Source organism: Leptolyngbya sp. FACHB-541 (assembly GCF_014695875.1).
Classification (GTDB): domain Bacteria; phylum Cyanobacteriota; class Cyanobacteriia; order Elainellales; family Elainellaceae; genus JAAUTN01.
Window position 1 is genome coordinate 32,793 of the sequence record NZ_JACJPC010000027.1, and the last position, 21,253, is coordinate 54,045.

The 21,253-nt window shown below is 48.4% G+C and carries 21 protein-coding genes; 13 read left to right on the forward strand and 8 right to left on the reverse strand.

The genetic code is table 11. The features are described 5' to 3' along the window. Positions 1–197: 197 nt before the first annotated feature. The 6 genes from H6G00_RS03625 to H6G00_RS03650 all read left to right on the forward strand — a co-directional run bounded on the left by H6G00_RS03625 (position 198) and on the right by H6G00_RS03650 (position 7,108). The gene (locus H6G00_RS03625) at positions 198–1,247 is read left to right on the forward strand and encodes an ABC transporter ATP-binding protein (RefSeq protein ID WP_190795667.1); all 1,050 of its coding nucleotides are present in this window, start codon (positions 198–200) and stop codon (positions 1,245–1,247) included. Beyond that, the gene (locus tag H6G00_RS03630) at positions 1,248–2,045 is read left to right on the forward strand and encodes an ABC transporter permease (RefSeq protein WP_190642187.1); all 798 of its coding nucleotides are present in this window, start codon (positions 1,248–1,250) and stop codon (positions 2,043–2,045) included. A 171-nt stretch (positions 2,046–2,216) separates the two neighbouring features. Further along, positions 2,217–3,887 (forward strand): Gldg family protein, encoded by a 1,671-nt coding sequence (locus tag H6G00_RS03635; protein ID WP_190795668.1) that lies wholly within the window; start codon positions 2,217–2,219, stop codon positions 3,885–3,887. A 13-nt stretch (positions 3,888–3,900) separates the two neighbouring features. Beyond that, entirely contained in the window at positions 3,901–4,704 is an 804-nt protein-coding gene (locus tag H6G00_RS03640) for a DUF4340 domain-containing protein (RefSeq protein ID WP_190795669.1), read from the forward strand. 490 nt (positions 4,705–5,194) lie between these two features. Then, the gene (locus tag H6G00_RS03645; RefSeq protein WP_190795670.1) at positions 5,195–5,428 is read left to right on the forward strand and encodes a hypothetical protein; all 234 of its coding nucleotides are present in this window, start codon (positions 5,195–5,197) and stop codon (positions 5,426–5,428) included. 381 nt (positions 5,429–5,809) lie between these two features. Further along, entirely contained in the window at positions 5,810–7,108 is a 1,299-nt protein-coding gene (locus tag H6G00_RS03650; RefSeq protein WP_190795671.1) for a pitrilysin family protein, read from the forward strand. A gap of 68 nt (positions 7,109–7,176) precedes the next feature. Here the strand turns inward: H6G00_RS03650 and H6G00_RS03655 are convergent, their stop codons facing one another. Beyond that, positions 7,177–7,668 carry a MarR family transcriptional regulator gene (locus H6G00_RS03655; RefSeq protein WP_190795672.1) on the reverse strand — a complete coding sequence of 164 codons (492 nt, stop codon included), beginning with the start codon at positions 7,666–7,668 and terminating at the stop codon, positions 7,177–7,179. A gap of 112 nt (positions 7,669–7,780) precedes the next feature. On the opposite strand from H6G00_RS03655, the gene H6G00_RS03660 reads away from it, so the two are divergent. Continuing rightward, positions 7,781–8,236 (forward strand): DMT family transporter, encoded by a 456-nt coding sequence (locus tag H6G00_RS03660; RefSeq protein WP_190642193.1) that lies wholly within the window; start codon positions 7,781–7,783, stop codon positions 8,234–8,236. Positions 8,237–8,272: 36 nt separating this feature from the next. Here the strand turns inward: H6G00_RS03660 and H6G00_RS03665 are convergent, their stop codons facing one another. The 4 genes from H6G00_RS03665 to H6G00_RS03680 form a co-directional block, all read right to left on the reverse strand. Continuing rightward, a complete protein-coding gene (locus tag H6G00_RS03665) occupies positions 8,273–8,623 on the reverse strand; it encodes a DUF952 domain-containing protein (protein WP_190795673.1) in 351 nt (116 codons plus the stop codon). Between the two features lie 10 nt (positions 8,624–8,633). Beyond that, a complete protein-coding gene (locus H6G00_RS03670; protein ID WP_190795674.1) occupies positions 8,634–9,308 on the reverse strand; it encodes an HAD family hydrolase in 675 nt (224 codons plus the stop codon). A 318-nt stretch (positions 9,309–9,626) separates the two neighbouring features. After that, entirely contained in the window at positions 9,627–10,280 is a 654-nt protein-coding gene (locus H6G00_RS03675) for a hypothetical protein (RefSeq protein ID WP_190642198.1), read from the reverse strand. A 389-nt stretch (positions 10,281–10,669) separates the two neighbouring features. Then, positions 10,670–10,909, reverse strand: coding sequence for a hypothetical protein (locus H6G00_RS03680; RefSeq protein WP_190795675.1), 240 nt, complete (start codon positions 10,907–10,909; stop codon positions 10,670–10,672). Between the two features lie 402 nt (positions 10,910–11,311). Here H6G00_RS03680 and H6G00_RS03685 point away from each other — a divergent pair, with 402 nt between their 5' ends. From H6G00_RS03685 to H6G00_RS03700, 4 genes are all read left to right on the forward strand, one after another. Continuing rightward, entirely contained in the window at positions 11,312–13,318 is a 2,007-nt protein-coding gene (locus H6G00_RS03685; RefSeq protein WP_199318291.1) for a hypothetical protein, read from the forward strand. Positions 13,319–13,561: 243 nt separating this feature from the next. Beyond that, positions 13,562–14,200 (forward strand): lysophospholipid acyltransferase family protein, encoded by a 639-nt coding sequence (locus H6G00_RS03690; RefSeq protein ID WP_190795676.1) that lies wholly within the window; start codon positions 13,562–13,564, stop codon positions 14,198–14,200. A 93-nt stretch (positions 14,201–14,293) separates the two neighbouring features. After that, on the forward strand, positions 14,294–14,590 hold the full coding sequence (locus H6G00_RS03695) for a DUF2288 domain-containing protein (protein ID WP_190642201.1): 297 nt from the start codon (positions 14,294–14,296) through the stop codon (positions 14,588–14,590). Between the two features lie 117 nt (positions 14,591–14,707). After that, positions 14,708–15,784 carry an AI-2E family transporter gene (locus H6G00_RS03700; protein WP_190795677.1) on the forward strand — a complete coding sequence of 359 codons (1,077 nt, stop codon included), beginning with the start codon at positions 14,708–14,710 and terminating at the stop codon, positions 15,782–15,784. A 136-nt stretch (positions 15,785–15,920) separates the two neighbouring features. Here H6G00_RS03700 and H6G00_RS03705 read toward each other — a convergent pair whose 3' ends face one another. From H6G00_RS03705 to H6G00_RS03715, 3 genes are all read right to left on the reverse strand, one after another. Continuing rightward, positions 15,921–16,547: a YdcF family protein gene (locus H6G00_RS03705; RefSeq protein WP_190642203.1), complete on the reverse strand. Its 627-nt coding sequence runs from the start codon at positions 16,545–16,547 to the stop codon at positions 15,921–15,923. A 456-nt stretch (positions 16,548–17,003) separates the two neighbouring features. Further along, positions 17,004–18,980, reverse strand: a complete 1,977-nt coding sequence (gene htpG / locus H6G00_RS03710; RefSeq protein WP_190795678.1) for a molecular chaperone HtpG — start codon at positions 18,978–18,980, stop codon at positions 17,004–17,006. A 139-nt stretch (positions 18,981–19,119) separates the two neighbouring features. Next, entirely contained in the window at positions 19,120–19,650 is a 531-nt protein-coding gene (locus H6G00_RS03715; protein ID WP_190795679.1) for a GrpB family protein, read from the reverse strand. A gap of 25 nt (positions 19,651–19,675) precedes the next feature. On the opposite strand from H6G00_RS03715, the gene H6G00_RS03720 reads away from it, so the two are divergent. After that, entirely contained in the window at positions 19,676–20,494 is an 819-nt protein-coding gene (locus H6G00_RS03720) for a response regulator (protein WP_190795680.1), read from the forward strand. 41 nt (positions 20,495–20,535) lie between these two features. Further along, positions 20,536–21,243 carry a bifunctional demethylmenaquinone methyltransferase/2-methoxy-6-polyprenyl-1,4-benzoquinol methylase UbiE gene (ubiE, locus tag H6G00_RS03725; RefSeq protein WP_190683118.1) on the forward strand — a complete coding sequence of 236 codons (708 nt, stop codon included), beginning with the start codon at positions 20,536–20,538 and terminating at the stop codon, positions 21,241–21,243. Positions 21,244–21,253 lie beyond the last annotated feature (10 nt).

Sequence of the window (21,253 nt, forward strand, 5' to 3'; positions counted from 1 at the left end):
AGCTGATCAAGGTTGATTTTTTATGTATTTAGCACATAAAAAATCAACCTTGATCAGCTCCTCATATCCCAGCAATATCTTTGTCATTTTAGCTACAACTGATTCTGGTAATCTATGATGTTGAATCAACTTGATTAAGTTGCAGCGGGTTAGATTAGGGTCGGTGAAATGAAAAGCACCCTGGAGTAAAAAATTAAATGATTGAAGTTGAGCATTTGAGTAAGGTCTATGGCTCGACCCCAGCGATCCAGGATGTCACGTTTGCGGTAGAGCCAGGGGAAATTTTGGGATTTCTTGGCCCCAACGGAGCCGGAAAGACCACGACCATGCGAATTTTGACCGGATATTTGCCTGCAACGGGTGGTACAGCTAAGGTTGCCGGGTTTGATGTGCATGAAGACTCGATGGCAGTCCGCAAGCGAATTGGCTATTTGCCAGAAACGCCACCGCTTTACCCCGACATGACCGTTGAGGGATTTTTGTATTTTGTGGCGCGGCTGAAAGGCGTGGCGGCAGGCGATCGCTCCAACCGAGTCCAGTCTGCCCTATCTCGCTGCAACCTCCAGGAAAAGCGTAACGTCTTAATTCGCAAACTGTCCAAGGGCTTTCGGCAACGGGTAGGAATTGCTCAGGCGATCGTTCACGATCCACCCGCCATCATTTTGGATGAACCGACCGTCGGGCTTGACCCACGCCAAATTATTGATGTTCGCAATCTGATCAAAAGTCTGGCAGGAGATCACACGATTATCCTCTCGACCCACATTTTGCCAGAGGTCAGCATGACCTGTAGCCGCGTCGCCATCATCAACAGGGGGCGCGTCGTTGCGACCAACACCCCTGACCAACTGGTCGCGCAACTCAGAGGTGGTGCAGGCTATGAGCTAGAGGTCGAAGGTAATTTTGAGGCTGTGCAGCAGCGGTTGCAGACCTTACCCGGAGTTCAGGCTGTAGAAGCGATCGCCGCCGAAATGCTGCCCGAAAATCATTACAAAATTCGTATCACTTCCACACCCGAAGCCGATCCGGGGCGAGATGTTGCAGCGGCGATCGTTGGGACTGGGCTGGGACTCTATGAAATGAAACGGGTTCAGGTCAGCCTGGAAGATGTGTTCCTGGAACTCACTACTGAAGAGAAAACACCAGACGCAAGCTTGCCAGAACCAGAACTCACAGAATCAGACCCATCAGAGGTGACAGGCTCCTCACAGCCATCAGGAAATTCATCAGAAGGAGAAGCAGCTTAGATGCGTGTCATCTTAGGAAACGTTTTGGCGATCTACCGTAAAGAGCTGCAAAGCTATTTTGCTTCCCCCTTTGCCTACATCATCGCAGGGGTGTTTTGGCTGCTCAGCGGTATATTTTTTGCGATATTAATGCTTAGCCCTCAGGGGTTAATCGCTCAAATTGCCCTTCGCGATCAGATGGGTGTAACCGAACCAGTCGATGTTGCCTATGAATTCCTCAATGCTTATTTAGGAGTACTAGGTTCACTCTCCCTGTTTTTGCTGCCAATGCTCTCGATGGGGCTGTATGCCGAAGAACGCAAGCGCGGCACCCTGGAATTGCTTGCTACTTCCCCGATCACAAACTGGGCCGTGGCACTGGGTAAACTGCTGGGCGTGCTGACTTTCTTTATCACAATGGTGCTGCCGCTGCTGGTCTACGAGTCGATCGCCCTTAGCGCTGCCGACCCGCCCGTTCAGCCTACCGTCATGCTGTTGGGTCACGCAGGTTTGATTCTACTTGCAGCTGGAGTGTTATCCCTGGGCATGTTTGTCTCTTCGCTCACTGACAGCACCATTTTGGCTGCAATTCTCACTTTTACGCTGATCTTGTTTTTGTGGATTGTTGAGTCGATCGCCGGAAGCCTCAGCGGTTGGGCAGGAGAAGCCTTAGGACATCTTTCTCTCCTGAAACACTATACCGACCTGATTCAGGGCACTGTCAACACCAGTGGGTTGATTCTGTTTGCTAGCTATATTCTGCTAGGGATCTTTCTTACTGCTCAGTCGATTGAAACCTTCCGGTTCCAGCGCTCGTAGAAACTGTTTAGATAACAAATTGTCCTCGTAAGGGCGTAGCATTCGGCAGAAAGTCTCTGGAGAGCCACAAGTCACCGCCCGAATGCTACGCCCCTACCCCTAGCTGGACAATCTAATCCAATCTGGATTCTCCTAATCCTCAATTCCTAACTCCTAATCCCCTTCATTCCCATGAAAACTGCCATTAAATGGAAATACATTAAATATCTGTTTTGGCTAGGTCCAATACTGATCATCATGGGGCTTTCAGCCGGAGTGGTTGCTGGAAGTTGGGGTCCTTTACCTCTAGCTTTGATTATGGCTGGAGTTATCATTTCAGTGATTTGGCTGTTTTCTGAACCCACTGTCCTGAAAGGATTTTTGGGTAGCCGTTCGACTCAAGCTGGCACCAACGCCCTAGCTGCAACCCTGGCGGTTTTGGTGATCTTGGGACTGATTAACTTCCTGGGTGTGCGCTACTCTAAGCAGGTTGACCTGACGGAAAATCAGCTATTTACGCTCTCACCCCAGACCCAGGAGGTTTTGCAAAACCTGGAACAGCCCGTCAAAGTGTGGGTGTTTGCCATTACGCCGAACCCAAACGATCGCAGGCTGCTCGAAAACTATCAGCGGCAGAGCAATCAGTTTAGCTTTGAGTATGTTGACCCTCAGGCACGACCGGGATTAGCACGAGATTTTGGGGTACAGCAGGCGGGTGAGGTCTATCTGGAAAGAGGCGAAAATCGGACATTCCTTCAGCAGATTGCTCAAGAGCCACTGTCAGAACGCAGAATTACCAATGCAGTTGGGCAAATCGCCAGCGATCGCCAACCCAAGGTTTATTTCCTTCAGGGACATGGAGAGCGAGCACTGGAGCCGGGGCAGGGTAGCTTCTCTCAAGCTCTGGGCAGTCTGGGGGATGAAAACTTTGTTGCCGAACCGCTGAACCTAGCTGAAAATCCAGACATTCCTGAAGACACAACGGTTTTAGTATTGGCTGGACCCCAGCGAGCACTACTACCACCAGAAGTCACCGCCCTGCGAAACTATCTTCAGCGCAAAAGCGGACTGCTGTTGATGCTCGACCCCGACACCGATCCGGGTTTAGGGGCACTGCTGCAAGACTGGGGCATCAGCCTGGACGATCGCCTGATTATTGACCCCAACGGACAGACAGCCGGAGTGAATGCAGCAGTCACCATCGTTACACAATACGGTGTTCACCCAATTACAGAAGAGTTTGGCGATGGCATTTCCTTCTATCCGCTGGCTCGACCGATTGGCGTAACTGAAACCTCAGAAGTAGAAGCCTCACCGCTGCTGCTAACGGGCGATCGCGTCCAAGCAAAGCCTATTCCCGAAAGTGGTGAGCTAAACTTTGACCCCAATCTTCCGCCGCAAGGTTCACTGACGTTGGGTGTAGCGCTGAGCCGTCCTGTACCCGACGAAGCACCACAAGCAGAAGCAAGCCCCAGCCCTGCGCCATCTCCCTCACCTGAAGCATCAGCATCTCCTACACCATCCCCTTCACCTGAAGCGTCAGCATCTCCAGACGCAGATGAAGCCACTGAAGCGGAGGACGATGAAACCGCATCGGAAACCAGACTAGTTGTGATTGGCAACTCTAGCTTTGCGACAGACGGACTGTTTGAGCAGCAGCTCAATGGCGATGTGTTTCTCAACTCGGTAAACTGGCTAAGCCAGCAAGATACTCAGGTGCTTTCCATTCGTCCCAAAGAGGCAACCAATCGCCGCATCATCATGACACCTCGACAGCAGATCACCTCAGCCCTGACCGCACTGGTGATTTTGCCTGTGTTGGGCTTTGGGGCGGCAATTTTAGTTTGGCTACGACGGCGATAAGGAGTTAGCGCAAATGAAGTTTAAGCCGACTACTCTGGCACTGGTGGCGATCGCCGCCATTCTAGGTGGAGTTGTTTATTTCACCGAAACCCGCAATTCCTCCGACCCAGAAGCGACAGAAGGGGCAGACGGTAGCATCTTTGAATTTGAAGAAGACCAGGTGCAGTCCTTCACGGTAGAAACGCCAGAACGAACCCTGTCTTTTGAGAAAGATGATGCAGGGCAATGGCAAATGCAGCAGCCGGAATCTGGTCTGGCGAGTGATGCCTCTGTTGCCTATTTGCTGAATTTGTTGGCGACTGGGGAAAGCGATATCATTCTCACTGTCCCTGCTACCGATGCAGCAGAATTTGGTCTGGATGAACCGACAGCAACGATTAATGTCGTGCTGGACAACCAGGAAACCCACCAGTTGATTTTGGGTAGCGCCAACTTTGACAATAGTGCGATTTACGCTCAGGCTGATCCAGAAGCTGACTCCGAGCCTGAACCAGCGACTGAGGAAGGGAATTCAGAGCAAACAGCCGACGCGCCAGAAATCAGCGTCTTACAGGTTTCTCCAGACTTTGAGAATGCAGTGAATCGTCCGTTAGAGGAATGGCGATCGCAGCCCGACGAACCACCTCCTACAAATTCACCTTCACCCTCCACAGCGCCACCTGATACGAGTGGATCGGGTGCCGCGGAACCTGAAGCGAGTCCACCCGCAGCAAATCCACCTGCAGCAAATCCGCCTGAATCAAGTGAACCTGAGGCGAGTGCCCCCGCAGTTAGTCCACCTGCAGCTGAATCAACACAACCCGCAGAAGGAAATTAAGCAGATTTCCGAGGAAGGGTAGAACTTGCGCAGGGGCGAACATATGTTCGCCCCGCTTAGCATTTTTAGCTCCTGATGAGGAGGTTTTTGAAGAATTGTTTCAGATTTATATACCTACGGAAAGAAATTTACTGGACTTGTTACTCTACGAAAAGAGATGAATTTACTCCTTCGCCATGACAAAAATTCCTGACAGCGTCAGCACTCTGGAGCTATCTAAGCTCTGCATTTACAAAGCTCTAAAAGAGATAGAGAAAGAGATAGAAGCTCAGCAAGAACAGGATAACAAGACCGAGAAAAAGGACTGATAGTTAGCAGTCCTCGATCATTAGTCCTGAGTCATTGGCTATTTGTCATTTGTGAGAAGTTGACTACAGAGTTAACTGCAGATGACAAAAAACAAATAACCAAGGACAAAGTTATAGATTTGTAACTAGTCTGGTTTTCCTTAGAGCAAACTGCAAAAAGCTCTCTTGGCGAGCAATAATATTTGCCTCTGCTTCCATACTTGCCTGTAGCTGACACTGGCGATTGCCAGTCGTTAGAACGGTCTTCTCCGGTTGAATCGTCACTTCACAAGAAGTTTGTAGTGAATGCTGGTTCAGGACTGCCTGATGCTGGCGCTGCTGAACTTAGTGCGAGGGGCGATCGCATCCACCGAGATTACCGTTACAGTTCTTCCAAGTGTGCCGTAGTTAGGGAAGGGGCAGGCATTAGCGTGTAAGCGAACGGGTTACTCTAGTTTCGCAGCGTTAATGTCCTGGGTGGCGATCGCAATACCTATAGAACTCACCAAAACAATACCGTCCCTAGTTGTCCAACGGCTATAGGCGGTAAAAATTCTTTTGCTCTGACCGAGCGCAAAGACAATGGAGAGCAGATTTCAAGCAGAGGAACTTTAAGATATGGAAGTATAAAAGCTGTAAACTCACTTTTAATTCTTCCACTCATTTTGACAGGGTGAAAATTAGGGCAGGGCGGCTGTCTGAAGTAGCCATTTGACAGGAATTTCTTGTAAAGGAATAGTGAATTGTCCAGGCGGAACCCCGACTTTTAGCAATGACGATTAAGATAGATGAAGAAACGGTCAAGCTAGAAAAACCTCATGACCCAAGCCCTATTCCAGTCTGCTGCTGTTCCCCGGCTAAATGCCCCTACCCTGCATCGCTTACCTAATGGTTTAACCATTGTTGCTGAGCGGATGCCCGTCGAAGCAGTCAACCTTAGCCTGTGGCTAGGAATTGGCTCAGCGGTAGAGTCTGACTCGATCAACGGCATGGCTCACTTCTTAGAACACATGATTTTTAAGGGAACGGCTCACCTGGAAAGCGGTGAGTTTGAACGCTTGATTGAGCAGCGAGGCGCTGTCACCAATGCTGCTACCAGTCAAGACTACACCCACTACTACATCACCACTGCGCCTAAAGATTTTGCCGAACTAGCTCCCCTTCAAGTTGAGGTGGTGATGAATGCGGCAATTCCCGATGAAGCGTTTGAGCGAGAAAGGTTTGTCATTTTAGAAGAAATCCGCCGCGCCAATGACAATCCGCGTCGTCGCACCTTCTACCGTTCGATGGATCTTGGCTTTGAGCGGTTGCCTTATCGCCGTCCCGTATTGGGACCTACGGCTGTGGTTGAGCAACTGACCCCGCAGCAAATGCGCGATTTTCACTCAACCTGGTATCAGCCGCAGTCCATTACGGCTGTAGCGGTCGGCAACTTGCCCGTTGAGGAACTGATTCAGACAGTTGCAGAGAGCTTTGCTAAAGCAGAAACCCGCTCTGAGACGGCAAGCGACCACCTTCCAACGCTTCCCAACACAACTCCCGAATCTGCTTTCTCCACCATTCAGCGCCAGGAATATGTTGATAGCAGTCTGCAACAGGCGCGTCTGGTCATGGTATGGCGTGTTCCTGGTACGGTGAATCTCCAGGAAACCTATGCGTTAGATATTCTCGCTTCCGTTTTAGGACAGGGACGCACAGCCCGTCTATTCCGAGATTTGCGCGAAGAAAGAGAGTTAGTCACTAACATCTCAGTCAGCAACATGACCTACACGCAGCAGGGGCTTTTCTATATCTCGGCTCAGCTTCCGGTCGAGAACCTGGAGACTGTGGAGCAGGCGATCGCCCAACACATCCGCACCGTTCAGACAGAGCCGATTAACGAAAGTGAGATTGCCAGAATCCGCACCCTAGTTGCTAACCGATATGTTTTTGCCAATGAGACACCAGGCGATCGCGCTGGACTTTACGGCTACTATCAGTCTGTTGTAGGCGACCTCACCCCCGCACTCAACTATCCTGCCCGCATTCAGGTGATCAATGCAGCAGAGTTGCAAACTGCGGCACAGCAGTACCTTTCACCTGAAGCTTACGGTGTGATGACGATCAAACCTGCCTGATGCAGTTTTAACAAGCTGCTTCATAGGAGAAAAAATGGGAGAGGGCAAAACCTTCTCCCATTTTTTGATCACTCCTCAAACGAAATGAGCAGCTTACGCAGCAATTGAGCGAGTTCTTTTCGTTCTGATTCCTTTAACCCGTTGAGGAGACAATGTTCATTGGCGACGTGAGCCTCAACTGCTCTTTCAATCAGGTCAAACCCTTTGCGGGTTAACTGAATTAACGTTCCTCGGCGATCGCCCGGATCAGGAATACGCTTCACGAGATCAGCCTGTTCCAGGCGGTCAATCCGATGGGTCATCGTCCCTGACGAAACCATTAGAGTGTTGAATAGCTCCGTCGGTGAAAGCTGATATGGCTGACCAGAACGCCGCAAAGTCGCCAGCACATCAAATTCTCCAGAATGTAAGCCAAACTCTGAGAACGTCTCTTGAATTCCTCGATCTAGGTATTTCGAGAGCCGCCCCATTCTGCCGATGATGCCCATAGGGGATACGTCCAGATCAGGGCGTTCTTTCTGCCATTGAGCCAAAATCGCATCGACTAGATCGTGCTTCATTCTGCTGCTTACTCAACTGAATTCTCGACATCAACTATCTTAACATCAAGATATTTTGCTACAATCTTGGCATCAAGTATCTTGCCTTCGAGATAACTAAGGATTTTCACCCATGAATGAACGGACGATTTATCTTTTAGCTGCCCTAGCAGGTGGGGCGGTTCTTCCGGTTCAAGTTGCCTTAAATACCTTACTGCGGCGCTATGTAGGGGAACCGATGCAGGTTACATTTATTTCCTATCTTGCAGGTGCTTTAGCATCACTTGTGATCTGTTTCGTTGCACGATATCCCCTTCCTGCTGCCGCTGCTCTGACTCAGACTTCCTGGTGGATGTGGATTGGTGGATGTTTAGGCACGTTTTATGTCTGGTCAACAATTTTCGCAACGCCCAAAATTGGAGCCGCTCTTGCCCTTGCACTCACGATCGCTGGTCAAATGATTGCAGCACTTTTCTTAGACCACTATGGTGCGATCGGGTTGACCCGATATGCTGCAAGCCCAACCCGCATTGCAGGTGTTGTATTAGTAGTTTTGGGTGTTTCCCTGGTTGCCTACGTAAGACGTTGATTTAATCGTTTGGCAAAAGCAAGCCCGATTATTAAATTAAGCGAACTCAATGCCCACAGAATGATCAAAGGTTCCGTCGGGTCCTGGCTCAAACGAAGAAATACGAGCGATCGCATCCAAATTAATAGGACCGTAGACATGAGGGAAAAGCTCGCTTCCTCCTTCTAGGTTCTCGTAAACGAGACGGGGGTGTAGCAGTTCAGTCTCGATGTGCAGAAGGATCAAACCTTGCATGTTTCTGAAGAGATGATTAGCAACTCGAACCACCTGGTTAGCATCAGAACAGTGAATAAAACCTTCTGACCGAAAAAACGCAGCCTCGTATTGTCCTTGACGTTTGGCGTCGTGCCACTGGCGCTCTGTGGTGATGTGGTAAATCGTCGTCATTAGATTCTTGTTAAACCGCTGTTGGTAACTTTAACAGGCTGTTTATCTCAACCACGTTGACTTGAGTACTCAATGTTTCCGTTCGGTTCAGCCATATCGCCCTCATGCCAACAGATTGGCTTCCCAAAATATCAACTTCCAAGTTGTCGCCCACATAAACACAATCTTGCGGTTTGAGCGATGCTCTGCGGCACGCTTCCAGAAAGATTTGCGGTTTGGGTTTGGCAACTCCAACCTCTTCCGAAATAATGACGAACTCGAACCTGCTTTCTAATCCCAAACGATGTAGTTTCAATTTCTGTTGGTCTGTATTTCCGTTTGAGATGATGCCCAACCTGTGACCCGATAAAGCGGAAAGGCAAGGCAAAACATCATCAAACAATGTCCAACTATCCTCATAACTCCGCAAATAAATCTCAAAACGCGCATCGGCTTCAGAATCCGAAAGGATAGGATCAACTTCTGTAAAAAGTTCTCGGATGCGACGGCGGCGATGCTCTAAAAATGAGATTTCACCCCTGGTGAAAGCGCCAAAGTACTTTAGCAGAACTGAATCCCACAATGCACAGAACTCATCTTCTGAATGAGGCAGCAAATGGTTGAATTGGCTGAGGAACAAGCGAGCCGCACAAATCTGAGCTTGCTTGTGATTGACCAATGTTTCGTCTATATCAAACAGTATCATCGTTTGCAGTATGCTAGATGCAACCAAGCTGCGCGTGGCAGCATAAGATCGCCGATCACCCGCTGTAGCTAACTTTTAATTTTCAACAGATAACTTCTCGACAATCGGCGTGCATGGGTGTTGTTAGAATGCGATCGCTTGCTTCAAGCATGAGCATGGTGCGTTCCCAGAAATCTATCGGTAGAGCAACAAGAGTTGCATTAAGGAACGAACCTTACAAGATCGGCGATCGCACTCAAATCAGCGGCAGCAGACAACCTTAAACTCAACACCAGCACCTCTCAACTGTCCACTGTAGCTACTGATATTGTCATCCAATCACTGACCGTTTAGTTCTGGAAACTTACCCAATGTGAGGGTTTGGCTTGGTACAAGGTTAAAGCCCTGTGCATAGCTTGTTGTAGTTGGAAGATTTTGAATTTTGAACCCTTGTTCTAGAAGCTTTTGTGGTTTCTTCTTAGCACTAATATTGCCGTAGACAGTAAGTTTTTTAATGGACAAAGATAAGTCCCAATCTGTAGGAGCAATAAAAGATAAATATTTTGTTTGGCTCTCTCCTGGCTTAAGTACAAATGGACGAGGCAAATCTCCTAAACTAGGTTCAGTGAACGGTATTGCATAGGGTATATCTGTTAGTGGAACATGCTTAAAAAATTCCTCAAGCCCCTCTCCGTCTGAGACAGCATAGAAAACTGGTTCGTTCTCGTATGCTGATTTAGTTACTTTGAGATACAGAGAATCAACAACTCCAATCTGGGCACCAACATTTGCAATTGTTATTGGCAAGATAAGAAAGTCTTGCTTATCTATGACATAAAGGTAGATGACAAAACGAGGAGCTACAGTTGTGAATTTTGCTCCCCTTAAACTGTTCCAATAACCGGAGATAAATAGAGAAATAGCAGATATAACTAATGAAGTTAAGTAGAAAACATCTCGAAGTTCTATTTTTGCCAATGGATTCCAGTCCATTGATAATCCTCGAAAAAACTAAGTTTGCCGCCCATTAGTATTACTATCCTCATGGTAAAGAAAAAAATCTACCCAATGCAAACCCCTAAGCATACTACAGACAACCTTAGCCACTATCCTTACCAGAACTTAAGCTGTCTAACTATTCTTAGACAGAACGTTTCTGCCTAAGATCCCACAGTGGGGAAATAGGCAGAATGATTCAGCATAACATCGGAAATTTAGCGCTTATTCTGCATAAGACGTTGCTGAAGCTAAATAGTTTGAATCCTTCCACCTATTGTGGGATACAGTGTGCCAAACAATCGCAATACGTGCCGACTGTATCGACCAGGAAAGGAGCGATCGCCCCTCCTCCACAAGCGATCGCCCCTGTCCCCTCTTTTCTCTTACCTTCTCCGATCGCGAGTCAAAATACTCATCACTTTACTAGAACTGGGAGCAGGTAAAAGCGAACTCCAAGCATGGGGTTCAGCAAAGCCACGATGATATAAATCGTGAATTGTTTTAATGACACCATCACGAGAGCCGATGATGAGAACTCGGATGCGATCGCGCTCAGTATTCTGAAGTGCGGAAACTTCTCTCTCAACGGTGGGTTCGTTGGGAGATTCCAGGAATTGAGACATAAGTTGTAACTCCTTAGTTTTTTTGAGGAAACCCCAAAAACCTAGCCACCCCGCACTAATTCACACGTTGCAATGAGTGAGAGAACTAAAAGTGAGTTGACTTTCACTTTCATGTCCTGAAGGATCAGCAACGCTTTTTTGACATGACAAGTCGGGGTGGCTAAGGGAGTGTTAAAATCCACCATTAGCCGCCAGACTGCCGATACCAGTTTGGGGGTTAGTCGCTCATTGCTGCTCGCAACAGCTTTGAGCGGCGCTAGATCTTTGGGTTTAGTGGGGTTGCCGTGAGTAAAAAAGACAACCTTAACGTGAGAGCATATCTGAGCGGACGGTATTTAGTCAAGGTGACAAGTTACAGAGTTTTTGAGCCAAGATAGAGGCGCTCTGTTTCCGCGATTTGCTATGAATCTTCTTTCAAAGCTCCGCTATGGATTGATAGCTGGGATAATGGTTGGGTTGATTCAACTGGGGGCGATCGCCTGCAATCCAGTCACTTCATCCGATTCTCCGGCTCCCTCAGTGCCCAGCCCATCCGTAACTATCGCGGCAGAGATCTCCGATAGCGATGGATTGATTCGGGTAGACCCTCCATCAGTCGCGCCAGAGTTTCGCAACGAGTGGACGGCAGAGCTAGAAGAAGAGTTTTGGCAGCGGGCAAATGTAGCGATCGAACACTACGCCGATGAGGGCTATGGCAATACCAGTGGTGAAAATGAGAAGAAATCTTATCCGCTGGCGATGTTTGACTTCCTTGCCGGAAATCGTGAGGAAGCGATCTCTTTTCTAGAAAATGATGATGCCGATGGGTCGGATCATGCCCATACCGAAGGCATTGATTATTACTTTGCCTTCACGCTAAAAGGGCAAATTCGCAAATACTTTTTCTTTGGACAGTGGCTCGATCCTGACTATCGGCAGCGTATGTTTGAGGGTGCAAAACGTTGGACAGAGGAAGACCCCAATGGGCGATCGCATCCCCTGTATGGCAACGGCACAGGAACCGGAAATGACTGGAGCGTTCAGAGACGTGGCGGTTGGGTTGATGGTCGCAACACCGATAACCTCAGAGCCATGCGAGAGGTCGCCGTTTACTTAATGGCAGAGGAAACAGGCAACGAAGACACCCGCCAGCTTTATAAACAAAAACTTCAGCGCTATGTTGAAGCTCTCTACAACATTGGGATGGGAGAGTGGGATTCAGAAAACTATCATGGTCACACCTTTTCTGCTTATCTCAACCTTTATGATTTCGCCAAAGATCCAGAAGTCACTCAGCTTGCCAAAGCAGCACTCGACTGGATGTCAGCCGCAGGTGCAGTGAAGTATTACCGGGGCGGCTTTGGTGGCCCAACCAAGCGGGACTACGGTTCCAGCAACGTGGTGTATGGGTCAGCCGCAGCTCGATTGCTCTGGCACTATTTTGGCGATGCAGTTGGCGATAATCCTGAACCCGAACGAGATGCGATTCATGTAATCACCAGTGCCTACCGTCCACCGTTAGCGGTTGTGGCACTGGCGCGTCGTGAGTTTGACCGTCCTGTAGAAGTGCTAGCTACAAAACCGACTTATGAAAACTGGAAAGAAGGAGGTGATGAACAGCCTGCTTATTGGGAAACCACCTTCTTTGGTCAAACCTATCAAATGGGAAGCGTCGCGGCAGATTTTGCCGATGGAGATGTTGGACCGTTTAAGTTAATGGCGGATAACTCAGAGCGAGGAGTCGATTATTTTGTGGTGAATACGGGAGGCGATCGCGTCGAACCGGGTAAACGAGAAGGCGATCAAATTGGGCAATATCGTAACCTCCTCATCTGGCTCAGACCTGCCGCAGATACTCCCTTTCATTTTCAAATTCCCAAGACGGCTCAAACCGAAATTCGAGACAATATCTGGTTTTTCCAACTCGAAAATACTTGGCTGGCGATTCACCCGATTAACTTAAGTGCCTTTGAAGCGATTGATATTTCCGATGAAAAAGCTGCTGAACTCTACACCAACGAACAAACCCTCAGAGCCACCATTCAAGGCAATGGCTACGCCGGATTTGCCCTAGAAGTAGGAGAACCCGACTCTCACGGCAGCTACGCCGAATTTAAGCAAAACGTAGTGGAACGAAGCCAACTCACATTTAGGCAAACTCTCCCTCAAAACTTCTCGACCAACGCGCAAGACACCGTTCAATTCACCAGTAGCACAGACAGCACCTTGCGCCTGACCCACAATCCTGAGAACGAACTCCCTCAAATCACCAGAAACGGGGAAGAACACAACTGGTCAGACCACTTCGCCCTATACCAACCTACCGAAGGCAACGCTCCTATCTCTCTCGGCTGGAAACAAGGCACTCTGCGCGTTGAAGCAGGCGATGAAGTATTTGAATCATCAGTCGTTGCTGGGAACAAAGGATAAAACCTTCCCTAACCTCTCCAAGAAAAGTCTTTAGGAGATTTCTAAGAAAAAATTTACCCCTGGGTAGGGGCAGGTTTTGGAGAATCTTTGCAGTTGACCGACAGCTTTAATGCTAAACCTGCCCCTACAGGTATCTTGTTTGCTAGACATCTCCTTAGACGTGAATACAAACTGTTTGGAGTTAATGGTTAACAAGATGAAATGATATGAGATGTATTTGTATCTTTTCATCTCCTAATTGCTATGGATCGCAAGCGTGAACCTGCCGTCAGTCTGTTGCTCTATCACGTGTTTAAGTGGTCGGTGGTTAGCCCGATGCTGCACGGCTATTTTCGAGGACGGGTCTATAATGCGGAGCGGGTGCCGAAGCAAGGGTCGCTGGTCGTTGTGGCGAATCATGCCAGCGATTTTGATCCGCCGATTTTGTCTTGCTCGGTGCGTCGTCCCGTTTCCTACATGGCAAAAGAGGAATTGTTTAAGGTGCCGGTGCTGAGCCGGGCAATTCAACTCTATGGCGCATATCCGGTAAAGCGAGGATCGCCAGATCGCAGCGCAATTCGGGCAGCCCTGGCGCAGCTAGAGGCGGGCTGGGCAGTCGGGATTTTTTTGCAGGGGACGCGCACTCCCGATGGACGCATTCCTGAGCCAAAGTTAGGAGCAGCGATGATTGCAGCCAAGGCTCAGGCTCCACTGTTGCCAGTAAGTTTATGGGGAACCGAAGCCATTACGACGAAAGGCGATCGCCTCCCTAATCCCGTACCCCTAACCATTCGCATTGGAGAAGCGATCGCCCCTCCTGCGTCAACCAATCGGGCAGAACTAGAATCTGTGACACAGCAGTGTGTTACTGCAATTCACGCGATGCATGACTTAGGACGGTGAGGATTAAAGCCTGAGATGGAATGCGATCTGGGGTAGGCACGGTAGAATGAAGCCTTAACTTTTCTAAAGAAACAGCATTCAGGGAATTGAGCCATGCAGGACTTACGCGCTGAGCTAGCAGAGATGGTTGATGAGGCAGAGCTAAGTTGGCTGTTGCCTCATGCCCGCAGAGGAGCACTAGTCGCAGTCAACCCAGAGCTAGATCTGCTGGATGTGGGCGTGGCGATCGCCAATGATAACGTTGCCTCCGTCCAAAATTGGATTGATGAACAGTTAATCTTTAAGCTCTCTGCTGATGAGCTAATTGAGCGAGGGAGTGATGGCGATCGTCGGTTTACCGCATTAATTGTGCAACCCTATGTTTTGATGCAAGAGCCAGCAACCGTTTAGAAAAAAGCAATTCAAAACACAGAAATAGTGACGACAAAGATTTTTAATTTTGAGCTTTGAGATAGTGATCTGTTCCATGACTGCCTTTACTCTTGATATTTTTTCAATCAAAAATACATGGTTGAGCCATCTGCCAAAAGTCTCTGGGAGCGTTTAAACAATCTAACTTTAGTTCGCCTTCTGTTGCTATTTGCTTCTGGATGGGCGATTGTACAGTTTTTATCCTATTTCGAGACCGTTGTTGTCATCTTCACTTCCGCAACAATTTTAGCTTTTTTGTTGAGCTATCCAACGCGGTGGCTTAGCCGTATGGTGCCGCATGGTGCCGCAGTTATTTTAATATTTCTCATCAGCATGATGATCATTGGTGCCGCCAGCATCACGATTGGGCTAGGCATCTTATCTCAAGGGCAAAGGTTAGCAGAGAGCGTCACAGAATTTCTCAATTCTCTAGCCCCTGTGGTGGGGCAGGTCGAAGAGCTATTGCAATCTAGAAACCTTCAAGTTGATTTAGAAGGAATAGAAGAACAGCTACGAACTCAAGCACTTTCTGGAATTGGATCGGGTTTATCCTTAATTCAAATCTTTTTTGCTAATTTAATTAATCTGATTTTGATTGCCGTCGTTTCTTTCTTTATGCTGCTAGACGGAGAGCGGCTATGGAATTTTGTACTAAAGGTCTTTCCGTCTCATCTACGACGACGTTTAACAGTGACGCTACAGCGCAATTTGCTTGGTTTCTTTTGGGGACGTCTGTTGCTCTGCTTTTTTTATATTGGCTCTGCTTTTGTGGTGTTTCTCATCCTCAAAGTTCCGTTTCCTTTAGTGCTGGCGTTTATTGCGGGTGTGTTTAATCTAATTCCTGGAATTGGTGCAACTTTAGGCATTAGCCTAATTTCCCTGATTCTTTTATCTCAAAGCGTCTGGTTAGCATTCAAAGTATTAGTGGTTTGCATAATCATTGAGCAAATTGAAGAGAATTTGCTGTTGCCTCGAATTATGCAAAATTCCCTAGATATTAATCCTGTCGTCATGTTTTTTGCGCTACTGGTGGGTGCGCGAGTTGCCGGAATATTTGGGCTTTTCCTGGCAGTTCCAGTAGCAGGCGTAGTGGTCAGTTTATTAGAAATTGAGGAAATGCGCGGGCGATCGCAAGTCTCCCTACCCAGAGATTTGCCGCTGGAGGAAAAGTGAGGATATTAAACCTTCTGCGTGAATGGTAGCGCTTCAAAAAGTGATTTATGTAGGAGGTTTATCGCTTGGTCAAGTATGTTTTTGAACATGGAACCTTTAGTTCTACGTTCAAAAACATACTTAGATCTTTGACTTCTCAATGCCTCGTCTGCAAAAACTGCCCCATAGCTGAGCCAGTGTATCCTGTCGTCACCCAAAGCAAAGAGCGGGCGGCATCTCGGATAGCTTTTTCTAGAGGTTCGGGCGATCGCCCCGACTCCACCGCAACAGGCTTAATGCTAATTCCCCGGCTACCAAAGACGATTTCGCCAATCACTCGAGCGCGACGCATGTGATCATCTGAGGTGATCAGGTAAACACTATCAATCTCCTGGTTCTGAAAATCTTCAACCAGGGTTGTGAAATTAGTCACGGTATCTTTGGCGCGGTAGTCTAAATGCACGCGCTCAGGTGCAACGCCTGCCTCTGAAAACACCCATTCTGAGTATTCGGGGTTGCTGCCTGATGAAACCCAGATGGGCAAGTCAGGATGCTGTTGAGCAAATTCTGCGGCAAATTCTTCGCGCTCGACGGCTCCGCCTAACACCAGCACGGCTTGAGGAGTCCGCAGATAGGCTTGCATTTGTTTGTACCCGATCGCCAACAAAAGCGCGATCAGCACAATTCGACAAAGCTGAAAGCGACGAGAACGAGGTCTAGACCGTACATTTCTCCTGGGGCTGGGTTGTCGTCTGGAAACGGAGGCGGGTCGTCGCGATTGCATAAACTCGAACAAAACTGAGATTCAGGAAAAGCACCATACTACCGTCTAAAACACTACCGCCTTAGAGGCAATTATTTGAAGAGCTAGAAGCTTGAATTTATCTGGAATTTTGCAACTTGTCGGTAAAATACTTGTCTTTCCACAAGCATCCGCCCATTTTTGTTTACGCTCCGGAGAATATAGCAATTCTCAATTGCACGGAATACAGCAGTGGCGCAGTGTGCCACTGCTGCATTCCACTCAGGCAAGAACCGCTATATAGGGCGATCGCCAGCCGAATTAAAAGATCCCTAGATTCTTTGAGAATTTAGGGATCTCACATCGGTTTAAAGTTCCGCGACAGATCAATTTCTGTAAAAAGTGTTGGGTTTCGCTTTGCTCCACCCAACCTACAGAGGCAGAACCGTAGGTTGGGTGAAGCGTAGCGGAACCCAACGCTTTAGATTTGCTGCGCTACTAGTTTTGGGTCAGCCGGGTCAACACCTGATTCGATCGCTCTACAAACGCCTTCATCCCGTCTGCGTCAAACCCTTTCTGCGCCATCAGCGCCAGATCATAAACGTGCTGGCAAATTAAGGCTGAGAGTTCGGCTGAGGGAGACTGTCCAGATGATTGCAGAACGCTGCCCTGGCTCAGCTTCGTCAAGTTCTGAATCAGTGGGTGAGCTGTATTCACCAGCAGCACATGCTCTTCGGGAAACTGAGCTGTTTGTTGTTGCAGCAGGGCATTGAGTTCCTGCATTCGACGCAGGGCTTCTGGCAGCAGCACCATTGCCGGAGGAGCGGCTTCGTTGTCCGTCTTGAGGGCTTCTGTGCGAATGGTGAGTTTGGGTTTGTTGAGTGCCTGCTGGAACAGTTCCTTGATCTGTTCGCCACGAGTTTTGTTGGTTGCAGGGTCAACAATCTCGCTGGACTTGTCTGAATCAATCAGCGTTTCGTCCAGGTCAGCGTCTACCCGTGAGAACTTCACCTCTGGATGCTCTCGCTCCAGGAAGCTAACAAAGTGGCTATCGATAAAGGAGTCCATAAACAGAACTTCTAGCCCCTGACTCTTGTGTAGCTCCACGTAGGTCGCCTGCGTTACCTCGTCGGTGCAGTAAAAGACACGATTTTCGTGACGTGATTGATTGCGCTCCAGATACTCTTTCAAGGTGGTGTAAGAAGGAGTGCCATCAGCTTCAGGTTTTGGGCTAACGTCCTGCCACGCATCGCCTTCAGCAGACTGTACTTGCACTTCGGGAGCGTCAGTGGATGCTTGATTTTCTGCGCCCTGCCAGGTGGTGCGGTAAATCAGAGTATCTTCGACCTGCTTCTTGAATTTGTCGTCATTCAAAGAGCCAAATTTGACGAAGGTGCCGAGGTCTTGCCAACCGCGAACGTATTCCTGGCGATCGTCGCGGTAAAGCTCTTTGAGGCGATCGCCCACTTTCTTGGCGATGTAATCAGCAATTCTGCGAACCGTGCGATCGTTCTGCAAGAAGCTGCGAGAAACATTTAGCGGAATGTCGCTACTGTCGATTACCCCTCGCAACGGCAGGAGGAAACGGGGAATCACTTCCTCACAGTTGTCGCTGACAAACACCTGATTGCAGAACAGCTTAATCTGTCCCTTGGTAACATCCACATCGGGCTTAAGTTTGGGGAAGTACAGGATTCCATTTACCACAAACGGATAGTCCGTATTCAAATGCACCCACAGCAGCGGGTCTTCCTGAAAAGGATAGAGGTAGCGGTAAAACTCCAGATAGTCCTCTTTAGTCAGACTGCTGGGCGACTCCTTCCAGGGTGCTTTCTGCTTGTTGATCTGCTCGCCGTCCAGCTTGATTGGAACGGGCATAAAGTCGCAGTAGGTTTTAATTAACTGCTGAATTCGGGACGCTTCAAGATAGTCCAGTTCCTCATCTTGTAGCGTTAGCGTGATAGTTGTACCCCGCTCAGTTCGAGTTGAGTCACTTAGCTCAAACTGCGTTGAGCCATCACACGACCAGTGAACTGCCTGCGCCCCTTCCTGGTAAGACAGGGTGTCGATTTCAACTTGGCTAGCCACCATGAAGGACGAGTAGAAACCTAAACCAAAGTGACCAATAATCTGCTGATCAGCGCTACTCTTGTACTTCTCAACGAACTCTTCAGCGCTGGAGAAAGCAACCTGATTGATATATTTCTTGACTTCATCGGCGGTCATTCCAATGCCAGTATCGGAGATCGACAGTTTCTTTTGCTCTTTGTCGATCGCAATCTGAATTTCAGGCTCCAAATTTCCAGAATACCCACCAGAACGAGCCACCATATTTAGCTTCTGGATGGCATCTACCGCGTTAGAAATTAACTCACGCAAAAAGATTTCATGGTCTGAATAGAGCCATTTTTTGATAATGGGAAAAATATTTTCAGTATGGATACTGATGTTGCCCTGTTCCAGAATAGTCGTCATGGGTCTACTTCAGGTTCTTGAGGTGATGGGATTGCATTCTTAAGGATTTCTAAGAATACGTTATGCGATCGCATTCTATTCTAGAAATCTTTTACATGAAGAAATTGCCGCACCTGCTCAGATTCGGATTTCTCTACCTTTATTCTTGAACTTGTCGCTGCCATGCTCTTGCCTGAGACAGCATGACTTCAATCAAAGGCGTTTTGCGAGCTGCATAGGTTTTACGATCGTGGCGAAACTGAGTAGCTAGCGATCGCTTCAAACAAACATATTCCTGAGCCTGATCAGGATGTGCCCGAAGAAAGTCTCGAAACAAAATTTGCCTCTGCCAAAAAGCGCTTCCCGGTTGGGCAATATGCAGATGGAACAGGCGAGGCATTCCTTTTCGTAGGAAATAATGCTCAGGAATATTCAAAACCTGCCCTTCATATACGTAATTCAGTTGCTCAAGGCTGCGAATCTGGTCGTCTGTTGGAATAAGCTGTTGAAGCCCCACTAAAATGTCAACAATAGGTTTTGCTGCCAAGGCCGGAACAGAGGTGCTGCCAATGTGTTCAATCTGACTAATATCAGCTTGCAAAACCTGCAAAAGAAGCCGTTCTCGTTCAAATTTCTCTGCCCAACCAGGGTCATACTCTACAATCCAAACGACATCTTCCTCATCTTTCATCCCTTGTCCCTCATCTCTCAACTTTATGGATTCTGCTAGTCATCAGCCAACCCCTCAGAAACAGCTAGAAAAACTTAAGCTGCTAGTTGTAGATGACGAACCAGATAACCTTGATTTGCTTTATCGCACCTTCCGGCGAGACTTTCACGTCTTGCGGGCAGAGAGCGGTAAGAGCGCTCTAGAAGTTTTAGCAACGGAAGGGGAAGTCGCGATCATTATCTCTGATCAGCGAATGCCAGAAATGAAAGGCACAGAGTTTTTGAGTAAAACGGTGCCCCAATTTCCCAACACCATTCGGATCATTCTGACTGGATTTACAGATGTAGAAGATCTGGTAGAAGCGATTAACGCTGGACAAGTTTATAAATACATCACGAAACCCTGGGACCCCAGTGAGCTAAGAGCAGTCGTCAAAACAGCCGCAGAAACCTATGAGTTGTCAAAGCGACGTGCGGCAGAATTGCGTTTAGCCCAAACTCAAGCCCTGCTGCTGAGTACTATCGTTCAGGTTGTTCAGCAAGCCACTAGTTCAGAAGCTCGCTTGAAGGCGATCGCCACTGCCTTTGCCGAAAGTTTTGCCGCCGATGGTTGTGTTTTGAAACCTGCAACTGAAAATGTCGCGGCTGCTCCTATCACGCCTGAAACTGTAGACCTTGACGCAACAGCAGAATTAACCGATCTGACCATGCCAATTACACTCCAAGACGAGCGACTGGCAGTTTTATCGCTCTATTGGCAGCAGCCTCGAAGCCTTACATCCGCAGAGCTATCGTTGCTGCATCTGGCAGTCCAGCAAGTTGCTCTGGCACTAAGCAGTACCCGCTACCGTCGCGCAGTTGTGTAGGATCAAGTTGATGCAGTTTGTCACTATCCCAACTTTTGTCCGTGAATACCCCACAGTCTCAGCAAATTCGTTCTCTGTTTGACCGAATTGCTCCAGTCTATGACCCGCTCAACAATTGGCTGAGTTTGGGACAGCACCGCATTTGGAAAAAAATGGCAGTGAAATGGTGCAGCCCCCAACCTGGAGATACTTGCCTGGACGTGTGCTGCGGCAGTGGCGACCTGGCTCGCTTATTAGCCCGACAGGTAGGTACGGCTGGGCAAGTGTTTGGCGTAGATTTTTCAACGGCTCAGTTGGCGATCGCTCATCAACACACTCAGCAAAGCTTTCACCCGCTTCCTGTCACTTGGGTTGAGGCAGATGCGCTGGACTTGCCCTTTGACTCCAATCACTTTGACGCAGCCACGATGGGCTACGGGTTACGCAATGTTATTGACATTCCAGCTAGCCTAAAAGAGTTATACAGAGTGCTCAAACCGGGTGCCAAAGTCGCAGTTTTAGACTTTCATCGGCCTCAAAGCCAGCAGATACGGATTTTTCAACAGTGGTATCTGAATACTGTAGTTGTGCCAATGGCAACCCAGTTTGGCTTAAGCGACGAATATGCCTACATCAGTCCCAGTCTTGACCGATTTCCCACTGGTGCTGAACAAATTGACCTGGCTCACCAAGCTGGGTTTATCAATGTGGTGCACTATGCGATCGCCGCAGGCATGATGGGCATCCTCGTCGCCACCAAACCGCTCTAACCTCCCTTCA